Annotated in this window: 15 protein-coding genes and 1 pseudogene; 10 read left to right on the top strand and 6 right to left on the bottom strand. The window is 59.7% G+C overall.

Going from position 1 to position 13,685, the window contains the following annotated elements; translation table 11 throughout:
• Positions 1-225: 225 nt before the first annotated feature.
• Positions 226-1,623 carry an integrase family protein gene (locus PSV33_RS02125; protein ID WP_300558039.1) on the bottom strand — a complete coding sequence of 466 codons (1,398 nt, stop codon included), beginning with the start codon at positions 1,621-1,623 and terminating at the stop codon, positions 226-228.
• A gap of 596 nt (positions 1,624-2,219) precedes the next feature.
• Between PSV33_RS02125 and PSV33_RS02120 the strand changes: the two genes are divergently transcribed.
• Complete coding sequence (locus tag PSV33_RS02120; RefSeq protein WP_300558037.1) at positions 2,220-2,567, top strand: metalloregulator ArsR/SmtB family transcription factor; 348 nt, start codon at positions 2,220-2,222, stop codon at positions 2,565-2,567.
• 9 nt (positions 2,568-2,576) lie between these two features.
• Here the strand turns inward: PSV33_RS02120 and PSV33_RS02115 are convergent, their stop codons facing one another.
• The 4 genes from PSV33_RS02115 to PSV33_RS02100 form a co-directional block, all read right to left on the bottom strand.
• A complete protein-coding gene (locus PSV33_RS02115) occupies positions 2,577-3,008 on the bottom strand; it encodes a DsrE family protein (RefSeq protein ID WP_300558110.1) in 432 nt (143 codons plus the stop codon).
• A 107-nt stretch (positions 3,009-3,115) separates the two neighbouring features.
• A complete protein-coding gene (locus PSV33_RS02110) occupies positions 3,116-4,393 on the bottom strand; it encodes an NAD(P)/FAD-dependent oxidoreductase (protein WP_300558035.1) in 1,278 nt (425 codons plus the stop codon).
• A gap of 14 nt (positions 4,394-4,407) precedes the next feature.
• Positions 4,408-4,728: a c-type cytochrome gene (locus PSV33_RS02105; RefSeq protein WP_300558033.1), complete on the bottom strand. Its 321-nt coding sequence runs from the start codon at positions 4,726-4,728 to the stop codon at positions 4,408-4,410.
• Between the two features lie 91 nt (positions 4,729-4,819).
• A complete protein-coding gene (locus tag PSV33_RS02100; RefSeq protein ID WP_300558032.1) occupies positions 4,820-5,914 on the bottom strand; it encodes a YeeE/YedE family protein in 1,095 nt (364 codons plus the stop codon).
• A 235-nt stretch (positions 5,915-6,149) separates the two neighbouring features.
• On the opposite strand from PSV33_RS02100, the gene PSV33_RS02095 reads away from it, so the two are divergent.
• Together PSV33_RS02095 and PSV33_RS02090 are read left to right on the top strand one after the other, a co-directional pair.
• Entirely contained in the window at positions 6,150-7,013 is an 864-nt protein-coding gene (locus PSV33_RS02095) for an MBL fold metallo-hydrolase (protein WP_300558107.1), read from the top strand.
• Entirely contained in the window at positions 7,013-7,525 is a 513-nt protein-coding gene (locus PSV33_RS02090) for a thioredoxin fold domain-containing protein (protein WP_300558031.1), read from the top strand. Before PSV33_RS02095 ends, PSV33_RS02090 begins: the two co-directional genes overlap by 1 nt.
• 145 nt (positions 7,526-7,670) lie before the next feature.
• Here PSV33_RS02090 and PSV33_RS02085 read toward each other — a convergent pair.
• Positions 7,671-7,769 (bottom strand): annotated as a pseudogene (locus PSV33_RS02085) (MBL fold metallo-hydrolase); the annotation flags it as partial.
• Positions 7,770-7,918: 149 nt separating this feature from the next.
• Between PSV33_RS02085 and PSV33_RS02080 the strand changes: the two are divergent.
• From PSV33_RS02080 to soxX, 7 genes are all read left to right on the top strand, one after another.
• Positions 7,919-8,428 (top strand): hypothetical protein, encoded by a 510-nt coding sequence (locus PSV33_RS02080; RefSeq protein ID WP_300558029.1) that lies wholly within the window; start codon positions 7,919-7,921, stop codon positions 8,426-8,428.
• Positions 8,429-8,742: 314 nt separating this feature from the next.
• On the top strand, positions 8,743-10,110 hold the full coding sequence (soxC, locus tag PSV33_RS02075) for a sulfite dehydrogenase (RefSeq protein ID WP_300558027.1): 1,368 nt from the start codon (positions 8,743-8,745) through the stop codon (positions 10,108-10,110).
• 19 nt (positions 10,111-10,129) lie between these two features.
• Positions 10,130-11,209 carry a c-type cytochrome gene (locus PSV33_RS02070; RefSeq protein ID WP_300558025.1) on the top strand — a complete coding sequence of 360 codons (1,080 nt, stop codon included), beginning with the start codon at positions 10,130-10,132 and terminating at the stop codon, positions 11,207-11,209.
• Between the two features lie 70 nt (positions 11,210-11,279).
• Entirely contained in the window at positions 11,280-11,738 is a 459-nt protein-coding gene (soxY, locus tag PSV33_RS02065) for a thiosulfate oxidation carrier protein SoxY (RefSeq protein ID WP_300558023.1), read from the top strand.
• A 44-nt stretch (positions 11,739-11,782) separates the two neighbouring features.
• Positions 11,783-12,094: a thiosulfate oxidation carrier complex protein SoxZ gene (soxZ, locus tag PSV33_RS02060; RefSeq protein WP_300558022.1), complete on the top strand. Its 312-nt coding sequence runs from the start codon at positions 11,783-11,785 to the stop codon at positions 12,092-12,094.
• An 84-nt stretch (positions 12,095-12,178) separates the two neighbouring features.
• Entirely contained in the window at positions 12,179-12,982 is an 804-nt protein-coding gene (soxA, locus tag PSV33_RS02055) for a sulfur oxidation c-type cytochrome SoxA (RefSeq protein WP_300558019.1), read from the top strand.
• Between the two features lie 12 nt (positions 12,983-12,994).
• The gene (gene soxX / locus PSV33_RS02050) at positions 12,995-13,642 is read left to right on the top strand and encodes a sulfur oxidation c-type cytochrome SoxX (protein ID WP_300558016.1); all 648 of its coding nucleotides are present in this window, start codon (positions 12,995-12,997) and stop codon (positions 13,640-13,642) included.
• Positions 13,643-13,685: the final 43 nt, after the last annotated feature.

Raw genomic sequence — 13,685 nt, 5'->3', positions numbered from 1 at the left:
TGATGTTGAAGGAATTCGAGAGATTCCAAGTGGGCAAAATGCCAAACGTTGATGCGATCTAGCCTGTCCCTGACCAGCCCAACTTTGCCGATTTAGGCGCCAGCGATTGATTGATGTGCGCGTCATGCGGCTCCTGACAGCGCATGAAAGTTCTTCGGTGCATCCACATGAAGGTTTTCCTCATCGGTCAGGTTAGTTAATCCTGGCCTATCTGGTGCAAAACGGTTATGCGGCGTGCACCACCAGATGCAGCTTACCCGGCTCTGCCTTGGGTTCAAACACAATCCCAGCCTGCTCCAGAATCCACGCCTCGATTTTCTCGTGGTGAACACGCAGCAGGTCGAGTGGGCGGCGGATGTAGTTCTGTTCACGCACACCTTGGGGTGCATGGCCTTGAATCTGTGCACTGATTCCGCCGGGTATGTCCAGCCACTCGCACAGTGAGGCGAACGAACGACGAAGCCCGTGCAAAGTGAGCACCAGCCCGGCAGCAGCGCAGGCTTTGCGGTGGGCGTTGCTGGGGTCTACCAATCGACCTGATGCGCTGCGGGTCGATACGTCACCCATTGGCGCAGCATGTCCTTTGGCTTCGTGATAGCGGGCGCGGCGTTCCGTGTTCTTTTGGGTTGGGTCAAGCACCAGTACGCTTGAAAACACCCACTCGTTGCGCTTGGGCAGGCCAGCCAGTAATTGCGCCACAAACGGCGTTAAAGGCACGGCTCGGCGTCCTTCTATCTTGTCCTTCAAGTCGAGGCCCTTCCACTGAAAATTCACGTCCTCCCATTTCAGCGCAGCCAATTCCTCGCGCCTTGCACCAGTCAAAAGCAGGCATTGCAGGTAAGCACTGATAACCGGATTTTGAATCTGGCGAACATGGGTGAACCAATCGGGCAGTTGCTCGCGTTGGAGATAGTCGTTTTTTGGCTTGGCTTTGCCTGCTAACTCGCGGGTCTTTTTGGCGCTCGCAGCGGTGGGGTCAGCCTTGCCTTTTAGGTCTGGTTCAGACGCGGCCCAGCGTAGAAACGCTTTCAACAATCGCAGTGCAGACCGAACACGGGCGGGGCGGTCTTTGGCTTCGCGACCTGCCCACGCCTCAATCACTGGCGCAGTCAGGTCGGCCAGGCGCAGCGGCATCAATTCAGCCAGCGGCCCGGCCTTGGTCAGCACACCAGGTCGGCGCTCGCGTTGTATGCCTCCGACTTGCGCCAGCAGGTCATGGTCGCGGATGGTCAGGGCGCCCCAATGTGGGCGGCGTTCTTTGGTGTAACGGCTCCATGCTTCGCCCACAGTCACAGCATTGGCAGCGGCGGCAGCTTGTTTTGCAGCTGTTGCGGCCAATGCGCCACGTTTCAGTTCTCGGGGGTCTTGGCCTTCGTCAATCAGTCGTTGCAGTTCGCGGGCCTTGCTGCGGGACTGTTCAATGCTCCAGGCTTCGAGGCTCCCAATGGTCAGGCGGATGGTCTTGTCTTGATACCGGCCCTGAAAAACATAGGCAGGTTTCCCGGCAGGGGTAGCCCGCAGTGCCAGCCCCGGCGCGGTCACGTCCCATAGAAACGCTTGGGCCTTGCCAGCCGGACAGGTGAACCCGCTCACCCTGCCAGCCGTGAAAACAACCTTTGCCATCTTGAACCCTTTGGTGTTGCTTACATCGCAAGGATGTAACGGCGGATGTAAGCAAATTTCCCGAATATTAATGTATTTAAATCAATGCTAGGACCATCCGCCGATCAGCTAAATTGGTGTAAGTCATTGATCTATATAGATTATATAGCTGGTAATCAACGCAGGGAAATATATAAATTCAAGAATTGAAAATCCTTGTGTCGGTGGTTCGATTCCGCCCCAGGCCACCAGAACAGTTTCCTCGTTAACCAATTGACTAACGAGGCAGTTACCAAAATGCGGCCCCTTAAAAAGGCCGCATTTTTGCTTTCTGACGCGGTTTCTTCCCTTCACCTCACAACGGACACTCGCCGGTGCTCCAGCGGGCTATTCCGGGTTATTCCAGTACACGTCAAACAAATTCAGGTTGATGGGTGTCACACCGGCACAGGTCAACCTCAGGGCGTACAGGAAGGGGCAACACGCCGGCATGATGAAGTGAGTGCGGCGACGTCGATTGGCGTTGATCGTCACCCCCGGATTGGAACCGCGCCGAATAAGTGTATATTCGCAATTATTGAACAATACCGGCATCCTTTGGGGCTGACTCGATATCTATGGATAAGCTTGCAAGCAGAACAAATTCCCCATCAATTACCGAGTCTGATGAGGTTTTTGAGTCTGCTGCCGAACTTTTTCGGGCCATGTCCGCGCCGATGCGGCTGAAGATCATCAGCAGTTTGTGCAACGGCGAGAAAAACGTCAGCCAGCTGCTCGTGGAAATTGACACCACCCAGCCCAATATGTCCCAGCACCTCAACACGCTTTATCAGAGCGGCGTCATCGGCAAGCGCCGTGAGGGGGTGCAGATTTTTTACCGGATCATCAACGATCGCGTCGTGACCCTGTGCCGGGCCATTTGTACCCAGATCGCGATCGAGACAGAGTACGAAAACGGCCGCTGAGCCGCTGCATCAGGGCTTGATGTAGACGAAACCTTCCCGGGCTTGCAGGTTGGCGGCTTCTGCGACGCCGGAAGGAACCACTTTGGCTTCCATGAGCAGTTTGTCCGGCGAAATATTGCGCGTTGTCAGCGTGTTGTTGCAGACCCGGAATTCGACACCACGACCGGCCAGTGTGCTGACGATGGAACTGAATTCGCGCCCACGACTGTCCTTGGCGTCCTGAAGCATGAAATCAATACCCGGGCCGTTGGTGACCACCACAATTCTGGCTTTGGGATCCGCGTTCAAATGGTTCTGGATGTTGTTCAGTGCGGCGGCAGCAGTTTCGACGCCCGTGGTGAGGTGATACACCGCCTTGACGGGCTGGGATGCCTGAACGCTCTGGGCATTGGCGGTGGCGCAGCTCGTGAGAGCGCTGGCTGAAAACGCCGCGATGGCCATGGAAAGAATAAGTTTGTGCATGAGTCGTCCCCAAAAAAAATGAATCCCCGGCAAGTGCGGGGGAAGGTGGAAGGTGAAGGGTGAGAGCAACCAAGTTGCCCACCTCCTTACAGCAGTGTATCGGCCCAGATGTTCTGCGCCCAGTTCCAGGCGTACACGCCTTCCAGCTCATTGGGCGCGGCAGAGACCCCTCCCGACCCGGCCACCGTCTTGAACGTTTTTTCAGCGGCCACATACTGATGGACAGACGCCACATGAACGACCAGCTTGTCGTTGACGAAGCTGTAGCAGGTGTTGGTCAGTACCGGCTGCGGGTTGACTTCCAGGCCCGAGAGCTGGGCGACCACGGCAGCGGCAACGACTTTTCCATGTGAGTTGGCCATGTGGCCGGACTTGGGCATCAGTGGGGCGGAAAGTGTCGAATCGCCAATGATGTGGACGTCTTTGGCGGCGGTGGATTCAAACGTCAGGTAGTTGACATCGCACCAGCGCTTGTTGGCATTGGCCAGGCCGGATCGCACGGCAATGGCGCCAGCACTCATGTCCGGCAGTACGTTGAGCACCTGGGCCTTGACGTCGTCCTGAACATCGAATTTGACCGTGTTTGTCCGCGCATCGACGGCAATGGCTTTGTGTCCGCCACGGTACTCGAGCATGCCCTGGTAGTTCTCGGCCCAGAACTTCTTGAACAGTGGGCCCTTGGAGGTGACGTCCGGATTGGCATCCAGAATCAGGACTTTTGATTTCGGCTTGGCTTTCTTGAAGTAGCTGGCCACCTGGCTGGCGCGCTCATAGGGGCCCGGCGGGCAGCGGTAGGGGGCCAGGGGAATGGTGATGGCATACACACCGCCGTCGGGCATGGCTTCGAGTTGGCGGCGCAGCGCCAGGGTTTCCGGGCCCGCTTTCCACGCCTGCAAAATCTGCCCCGACGCACTGGCGGCCTGCAGCCCTTCGATGCTGTTCCACATCAGGTCGATACCGGGAGACAGGATCAGCTTGTCATAACCGATGGTGGCGCCACCTGCCAGCGTCACGGTCTTCCTGGCTGCATCAATGGTGCTGACCATGTCCTTGACAACGGTGACCCCGTGTCTGCCGCCGAGTTTGTCGTAGGGTGTGGTGATGTCGCCCATGGTCCTGGAGCCGCCGACCACCAGATTGGAGATCGGGCAGGAAACGAAGTTGGCGTTGGGCTCGACCATCACCACATCAATCTTGTAGTCCGACAACATGCGCACATACTTGGCCGCTGTCGCGCCGCCGTAGCCGCCGCCGATGACGAGCACCTTGGCCCGGCTGGGGATTCTGCCCGTGGTGGCACAACCTGCCATGCTGCCCAGTGTGCCGAGGGCCAGGGATGCCTGAACAAAATTGCGTCTTTTCATGATGTTGCTCCGGCTCAGCGCTTGGTCGCTGCGAAATAGGTGGCGATGCTGTCGATCTGCTGATCGGTAAAGCCCTTGCTGAGCTGGTGCATCACCGTGGCCGGACGCGAGCCATCCTTGAAGGCCTTGAATTGCATGACCATGTAGCTCTTGGGCATGCCGACCAGAGAAGGAATGGCCGAGCCATCCACCGTGCGCCCATCGGTGCCATGGCAGTTGGCGCAGGTCGCGGCGAGGGCACGCGTGTGCAGGATGGCACTTGCATCCTGAGCCAACGTGGCGCTTGCCGCGCCTCCCAAGAGCAAAGCTGCCGCAAGTTGAATCCTCGTGCGCATGGCCGTCTCCTCGGTTAGATATCAATCAACATGAATATAGCGAAAGCCACACCCGATGTACCGCGGGTAAACACGCACAGCCTCAGGCGTATCAGGGCGCAGTGAGCACGGGCTGTTCCGGGGTCGTGCGCTGGCCGATGGGCTTGCCGTCCAGCAGGCGATCCGTCAGGCCTGCGCCGGCCCACATGCCGACCAGGGCGATCCAGGCCGTCAATGCGAAAATGGATCCACCGGTGATGCCCGCACCGATGGCGCAGCCGCCGGCCAGCATGGACCCAAAACCCATGAGTACCGCGCCCGCGATATAACGGCGCATGCCGTAGCCGTCGGTGAATCCTTCCAGCTTCAGGTCCTTTCCGACCCAGGCGCCAATGAACGAACCCAGGAACACGCCCGGCAGCAGTCCAAAGTCAAACCCGACGGCCGGGGCCGGCGAAGACAGCACCCGCATCAGCCATTCGGCGGAAGGGCCACTGAAGGTCAGGCCCTGAACCTGCACCACCTGAAAGGAGCTCGCAGACACCATGTAGGTGTAGCCCCATGCGGCAGCCACCATCAGGCCTGCGCCGATGCCGCCAATCCATTTCCACAGGCCCCAGCCGCTACGTACCGCGAAGAAAAGCGCAGCCGCAAGCCACACCAGGCCGAAAAAAAGCCCGCCCCAGTGGCCTGCGCCGGTGATGGCCAGCAGGTCACGCGAGGGGCCGCCGTCCACGGTCCACCAGGCGCTGATGGCGTTGCGCAGGGGGGCCAGCGATCCGGAGAGCGAGGCTTGCGCGGTGACTGCAAAGATCAGGCCTGACAGCAATGCCCGCAAATTGCCGTTCGCCGACAAAATCAGCAGACGACTGGCACAGCCCCTGGTCATGATCATGCCGGCGCCGAACAGCAGGCCGCCGATCAGCGCCCCCGAAAGACTGCCGCGCGTGGCGATCTGGCGTGCGGTGCTCACGTCCAGTGACTGTGACAGGATGAGGAGTTGAACGCCGACCACGGCGCTTGAAAACGCAAGCAGCCAGACGGAAAGCTTTTCACCGAATGTCCGATGCCAGAACTCGATGGCGGCCGCCCGCAGACAGAACTTCGACCGCTGGGCAAAAAAACCAAAAAGGATGCCGATGACGAGTCCTCCAAGCGCCAGCGCCGCGCTTTCCCCATAACGCTCAAGAAGGGTTGCCAGGTTCATGACAGTTTCCAATAATTCAGTATTAGCTTATATTCATGGTAAGTTCAGTGAGGCTGTTGTCTCTTGATCTTGCTCAAGTTCCCGGCCTCGGTCCGTGCGGGCGAGCCGGACGACCGATACACTCCTGTTGGGGACACGCATGGCGATGATGAGAATCTTTTTGTGGTGGCGCGGCCTGGGCGCGTTATTGGCTGCGTTGGGCGCCCTGGCGGCCCATGCTGACGCAGGTGTTGCCATGACCGCGCACCAGGTGTCACCCTCTGCGTGGTATGTCGAGGGCGTTTCGGCCCTGGGCTCGCCGGCCAACCAGAACTTCATTTCCAACGCCGGATTCGTGGTGACCCCTGCAGGCGTCGTGGTGATTGATGCGCTGGGCTCGCCTGCATTGGCGAGTCGCCTGATCGCAGAGATCCGCAAGGTAACACCGCAACCAGTCACGCATGTGATCGTGACCCACTACCATGCCGACCACATCTATGGTCTGCAGACCTTCAAGGAGCTGGGGGCGCGCATCATCGCGCACCGGGGGGCGCAGGCCTATCTGAATTCCGAGACGGCCCGCTTGCGGCTGGAGACCTCGCGACAGGAACTTGCGCCCTGGATCGATGCGCAGACGCGCCTGGTGGAGGCCGACGAATGGATCGACAATGACAAGGATCTGGTGGTGGGCGGCGTGCGCTTCCAGATCAAACACGTGGGTCCGTCGCATACCCCGGAGGACCTGGCGGTCTTCCTGCCCTCGGAAAAAGTGCTTTTCGCTGGCGACCTGGTCTTTCGCAGCCGCATTCCGTACGTCGGTCAGGCTGACAGCCGGCACTGGATCGTCGCGCTTGACAATCTGCTCTCGTTTGACACGGCCGTCATCGTGCCTGGCCATGGGCCCCTGTCGTCCGAGGCCCGCAAGGATATGCAGCTGACACGCGACTACCTTGTCTACCTTCGCAAGGCGATGGGGGAGGCCGCCCGGAATCTGGAACCCTTTGACGAAGCCTACAAGGCGGCCGACTGGACGCAGTTTGAACACCTGCCGCTGTTTCGTGTCGCCAACCGCATGAACGCCTACAACACCTATCTGTTGCTGGAACAGGAGACCAAGTGATGAGCCAGTCCCTGTTGATGCCTGGTGCCCCGGGTTCCGGGCGCTCTCCTCTCGCACGCCGGCGTCTGCTGCTGGCCGGCGCTGCCGTTTTCGCCTGCGGTGCCAGTGTGGCCGCGCCGGCGGTTTTGCCCGCTTCCGCGTCGCTGCCCGATGAACTTGCGCAGGCCCTGAAGAAAGGCATGCCCTTGTTGGTGATGGTCAGCCTGGATGGCTGCCCGTTCTGCAAAGTGGCGCGCGAGAGTTATCTCGTTCCACTTCGGGAACAACAGGGCGTGGTGGTGGTGCAGCTTGACATGCGCAGCCGCCAGCGGGTCAAGGATTTCAAGGGAGCCATGCTCACCCATGATGAGCTGATTCGCAACTGGGGCATCAAGGTCGCGCCGACGGTGCTGTTTTTTGGACGTGGCGGCGCGGAAATTGCCGAGCGCATGGTCGGGGGCTATATTCCCGACTTTTACGGCGCCTATCTGGATGAACGCCTGCGCGTGGCGCAAGTTGCGCTGCGCTCCTGACCGGAAGCTGGCGCGCTCAGCATGGCAGACGCCGGGAATAGCCGCCGGCTGCGCAAGTTTCAGGAGCCGGGCGACCGCACGGCTGCGATGCCCTCAAGTCAACCAGCGGCTTGGAACCATGGACTACTACGCTCCAGTTGTTGCTCTAGGGAGTGACGCCGAGCACGTGGTCGACGTAAACCATGTCACCGCTGAACAGGACATGCATCGAGGGCCGCCACACCATCATGTCGCCGGGTGTGTGGCCAGGCGCCGGAAGTCAGCCCGCAATGTGGGGTCATATCGGCCATTGGCCCCCGTTCTATAAGCGCGCCAAGCTATGATAATAATAGCATTTGTGAGGTTGCTCCGATGCGTATCGGAGCGTAGCGCAGCCGTCACGGCGTCGGCGCCATGAACAGTTTCGGACGATCCCTGACCGACCGCCCTGCACATTCGGTCGGCAGGCGTCCTTCAGTGCATCCAGGCCTGACGGCTGACCAACGGTCAGGATCAGCGAAAGCACTTGGCGACCTGGGTGCTTTCAACGCTGTCGCATCCTGCGACGTTTGCGTGGCGTTGCGCCTTGCTGTACGCTTGTATTTCATGAGCCCATCCACCTTCCCCCTGCTTCTCTTGCTGGTCGGTGCATCTGCCGGCGCGCAAGTACCGGCCCTGTACGAGGGCGCTGATCTCAAGCTGGGAGAGCGACTGATCGCGGAGCACAAATGCGCAGCCTGTCATCAGCAGAAATTGGGTGGCGATGGCAGTGCCATTTACCGACCCGCCGGGCGTGTCAATACACCAGGCGTTTTGCGCGGGATGGTGGAGTCGTGCAACACCGAGCTCAATCTGGGGCTGTTTCCCGAAGAAGTGACGGCAATCTCGGCCGTCCTGAATCGGGATCACTACCGTTTCAAATAGGGGCCCTGCAGCCCAGGAGGTGGTGAAAACCCTTGCGGCGATACTGGGATTATCGTTTATATTCGTGCATCCGGATATTCGGAATCTAAGAATACTGGCTGCCCGTTTCAGGACGGGTTTCGGGCTTTGCCTGGATGGCGAGCCGGTTTGACGGAATGCCCGCGATCCACTTGCCGCGGTTGGCAGAGGTGCTGCAAATCCGAGCGACCGGCTTCCAGGCATGCCGGCCGGACAAAAGGGCGAAGGCGGGGGAGCCCCGCAGACCTGGATGGAAATGCGGGCTGGGGCCCGGCTATTTATCAAAAGGACGCTGTGTGAACCAAGACGACTTGAGCTCAGGAAGAATCCTGAAGGCCCCCGAGAGCTTTTTGAGCCGCGACGGCATCAAAACCGTTGTTGCAGAGGCCCGCCACGGGCGTCGCGACTTCATCCGCAGCGCCTTTGCCGCGGCAGCGGCGGGGCTGGCCGTGCCGGTTGCGATGGCCCAGGGAAATCCGGTGCCCGCTGAAGGCGGCGACCCCAACATCCTGAACCTGCCTGAGCACAGCAAGGGCCTGGGCCAGCCCGTGGCCGCCGACGGTGGTTATGGCAAGCCCTCAAAATACGAGGTGAATGTCCAGCGCCGTCAGAGTCCGGGACTGACCCAGACCTCGCAGGCTTCGGTGTCGTTTGCGCCATTGCAGTCACTGTTTGGCATCGTGACTCCCAGCGGCCTGCACTTCGAGCGGCACCATCAGGGCTGGTGGGATATTGATCCATCCAGGCACCGCCTAATGATCAACGGCATGGTCAGGTCGCCCAGGGTGTTCACGCTGGACGAAATCATGCGCCTGCCATCCGTGTCGCGTTTTCACTTTATCGAGTGCGGCGCCAATACGGCGGTCGAATGGGGCAATGTGGCAGTGCCCACAGTCCAGTACACCCACGGCATGATCTCGTGCAGCGAGTTCACCGGCGTGCCGTTGATCACCTTGCTCGAGATGGCCGGAGCCGACCTCAAGGGCGGCAAGTTCGTGCTCGCCGAAGGTGCTGATGGGTCCTCCATGACGCGCACCATTCCCATGAGCCTCATCAAGTCTGGCGAGGTGTTCGTGGCCTACGGCCAGAACGGTGAAATGCTGCGCCCGGAGCAGGGCTATCCTTTGCGCCTGGTCGTGCCGGGTGTGCAGGGGGTGAGCTGGGTGAAGTACCTGCGCCGGCTGGAAGTGGGTGACAAACCTTATGCCACCAAGGATGAAGCGATTCACTACATCGACCTGCAGCTTGACGGCACCCAGCGGCAGTACACCAGCATCCAGGAATGCAAAAGCGTCGTGACCACGCCGTCGGGCGGGCAGGCTTTGCTTGACAAGGGTTTTTACAACATCAACGGGCTGGCCTGGTCAGGCCGGGGCAAGGTCAAGCGGGTCGACGTGTCGGTGGACGGCGGGCGCAACTGGCGCACCGCGCGGCTGGAGTCGCCGGTGCTGACGAAAGCGCTGACACGCTTCAGCCTTGACTGGGTGTGGGACGGCAAACCCGCCATCATTCAAAGCCGCGCCATGGACGACACCGGTTACGTGCAGCCGAATTACAAGCAGCTTCGCGCGGTGCGCGGCACGCGCTCCATCTATCACAACAATGCCATCCAGTCCTGGTTGGTTCAGGAAAACGGCGAGGTGAAGAATGTCCAGGTTTCCTAAAGCGGTTCTGGCCGCTGCCATGCTTGCCCTGGTGAGCCTTGCGGGCGCGCAGACCGCCGCCAACTACCCGGGTGTTGGACGCGCCGCAACGCCCAAGGAGATCGCCGCCTGGGATATCGATGTTCGACCGGATTTCAAGGGTCTTCCGCCAGGATCGGGAACGGTGGCAAAAGGGCAGGAGGTCTGGGAAGGGAAATGTGCGTCGTGCCATGGCGTTTTTGGCGAGTCAGGTGAAGTGTTCAGTCCCCTGGTCGGTGGCACCACAGCAGAAGACATCAAGAAAGGGCGCGTCGCCAATCTCACGACGACAACCTATCCGGGGCGCACCACCCTGATGAAGGTATCCACCCTCTCGACCTTGTGGGACTACATCAATCGCGCCATGCCCTGGACGGCCCCCAAGTCGTTGACGACCGAAGAGGTCTATTCGGTGACGGCCTTCTTGCTCAACCTGGGGGGCATTGTTCCCGACGACTTCACGCTCTCCAACAAAAACATGGAGGAAGTCCAGAATCGCTTGCCCAACCGCAATGGCATGACGAGCCGGCATGCGATGTGGCCGGGCAACGAACTTGGCGGTAGCGCCAAACCTGACACCAGCAATGTGGCCTGCATGAAAAACTGCGCGCCAGAACCCAAGGTGGCGTCGTTCCTGCCGGAGTTTGCGCGCAACGCACATGGAAATCTAGCGGAGCAGAACCGGCCGGTCGGTGCGCAGCGTGGCGTCGATACGACCAGGTCTGAGGGCAAGGCGCTGCTGCCCGGCGTGGCAGCGGCGCCGGGCGCCCAGAAGGCGGCCGAAGCGGCGCCCGCCAAGGCGGCGACCCGGGCCGAGCCGGCTGGAGTCGACAGCAAGGCAGCACTGGCACTGACGCAGAAGTACAGCTGCACGGCGTGCCACTCGATTGACAAAAAGATCATCGGCCCCAGTTTCATGGACATTGCCAGAAAGCACGCCGGGAAAGAGGACTATCTTGCGGGCAAGGTGAAGGCGGGCGGCGTCGGGGTGTGGGGTGCGATGCCCATGCCCGCGCAAAGCTTGAGCGAGGCCGAGGCCAAAACCATTGCCGCGTGGCTGGCAGCAGGTGCGGGAAAATAAGGGCCGGGAATGTCCCCATGCAGGGCGTTGATTCTTATATTAGTATTTACATTGACCAAGGAGATTTAACATGCAAACACGTCGCGAGACACTCAAACAGGGCGCCATCGTTGCGGGCCTGCTGGCATCCACGGGCTTGTTTCCCCAGTATGCAATGGCGGCCTACAACAAGACCGCATTCGAGGCCAAAACACCGGCGGACGTCATGAAAGCACTGGGCGCTGGTGCACCGGTCGAGAGCAAAGACGTCACCATTGGCGGCCCCGACATCGCTGAAAACGGCGCTGTGGTGCCTTTGACCGCCAGCACCACACTTCCCGGCGTGAAGCAGATCCTGATTCTGGTCGAGAAAAACCCCTCCGCTTTGGTGGCAGTGTTCAACATGACCGACAGCGTCGAGCCAAGCTTCGCCACCCGTACCAAGATGGGCCAGTCCTCGGACGTGTACGCCGTCGCGGTGATGGCGGATGGCAAGGCGTTTTTTGCGAAAAAGGAAGTCAAGGTCACGCTTGGCGGTTGCGGCGGCTGATCGCCCTTCTTTGAACAATTCAATACAGATTCAGGAGTAAGAAAATGGCAGATCCGATGCGTATTCGCGCCCAGGTGGCAGGCAACAATGCAACCGTCCGTGTTTTGATGAGTCACGAGATGGAGTCCGGCCAGCGCAAGGACGCGGCAGGCAAGCTTGTGCCTGCCTGGCATATCGCCGAAGTCACCGCCACGCATAACGGCAAGACCGTCATGACCGCGGAATGGGGCCCGGCGGTTTCGAAAAATCCGTTCCTGCAGTTCACCGTCAAGGGCGCCAAGGCCGGTGACAAGGTCGGTGTGAGCTGGAAGGACAACAAGGGCGAAAGCAGGACCGACGAAGCGACGGTTTCCTGAGCTTTCGGATTCCATGTTGAGAGTGGAGAAGGGCTTGCTCTTCTCCATTTACGTTTGGCTTCATAACAAGTTCAAGAGGTGACAATGACACAAGCAAAACTACTGATCATGGCTGCGTTGGCTGCTGTCATGGCAGGCAACGTGCTGGCGCAGAAGTCTGCGTCAGAGGGCATTGCCGAATACCGGGCCATGCTGCAGGACGGTAACCCTGCAGAATTGTTTGAAGCCAAGGGCCAGGAACTCTGGAAACAGAAACGCGGTGTCAAGGCGGAATCGCTTGAAAAGTGCGATCTGGGCAAGGGTCCTGGGGTGGTCAAAGGTGCCTTTGTGGAACTGCCGCGTTATTTTGCGGATACCAAACGGGTGCAGGATATGGAATCCCGTCTGCTCACCTGCATGGAAACGCTGCAGGGCTTCAATGCTGCCGAGATTGCCAAGACGCCTTTCGGCAAGGGCGAGCAAAACAATGTGACGGCGCTCGCGGCCTGGATCTCGGCCGAATCAAAGGGCATGAAATTCAACCTGCCGCAGGACCATGTGCAGGAAAAAACCATGTATGAAGTGGGCAAACGCCTGTTTTTCGCGCGTGGTGGTACCCATGACTTTGCCTGTGCCTCGTGCCATGGTGCGGACGACAAGCGCATCCGCTTGCAGGATCTGCCCAACCTGACCAAGCAACCGGGCGCCGGCAATGGTTTTGGTGCCTGGCCGGCCTACCGCGTCTCCAACGGGCAGTTGTGGGGCATGCAACTGCGTCTGAATGACTGCTATCGGCAGCAGCGCTTTCCTTATCCCCTGTTCGGCAGCGATGCGACCATCGCACTGGGTGTCTATATGGGTGTGAACGGCAAGGGCGGCGAATCGATCGCCCCGGCTCTCAAGCGTTAAGGAGACAGCAACATGAAAAAAACCATCAAATACCTTGTTCCGGCCCTCGCAGTCTTTCTGGCTGGCTGTGCTGTCATGCCCTCGAGCGCGGATCTGGACAAACTGGCGGCGGACATCGCCAAAGCATCGTTCCGGGACCAGGGTCAGGCCAAAGTTGATCGTCTGGTCCAGGACGATGCCAACCGTCAATGCAGCGCCGCCGATGTGGCCGGCAAACCGCTGGATGGAAAAGTGGCCCAGGCGATAGAAGCCGCCAACATGAAAACCATCAAGTGGCCTTCTGACGGGAAATTTCTCGGCGACTGGAAAGAGGGCGAGAAAATCGCTCAGGATGGACGCGGCATGACATGGACTGACAAGGCGGGTTCGGTCAATGGCGGCAACTGCTACAACTGCCACCAGATCAGCAAGGAGGAGATTTCCTTCGGCACGATTGGCCCCAGCCTGTACAACTACGGCAAGTTGCGCGGTGTGGCGGACCCGGCCAGCCCGGCCTCCAAGCCGATCGTGGAATACACCTGGGGAAAGATCTGGAACGCGCGCGCCTACAACGCCTGCTCGCAAATGCCGAGGGCCGGCCACAATGGCTTCCTGACCGAACAGCAGATCAAGAATGTCATGGCCTTGTTGCTGGATCCGAAATCGCCGGTCAACCAGTGATGTGAATCCGACCCAGGCTTGTCCTGGGTCTTTTTTATTGACC

This window comes from Polaromonas sp. (genome assembly GCF_029945895.1).
In the GTDB taxonomy this organism is placed as follows: Bacteria; Pseudomonadota; Gammaproteobacteria; order Burkholderiales; family Burkholderiaceae_C; genus Polaromonas.
The sequence above is the reverse complement of the archived record's forward strand: the minus strand, read 5'-3'. Positions and strand labels throughout refer to the sequence as shown.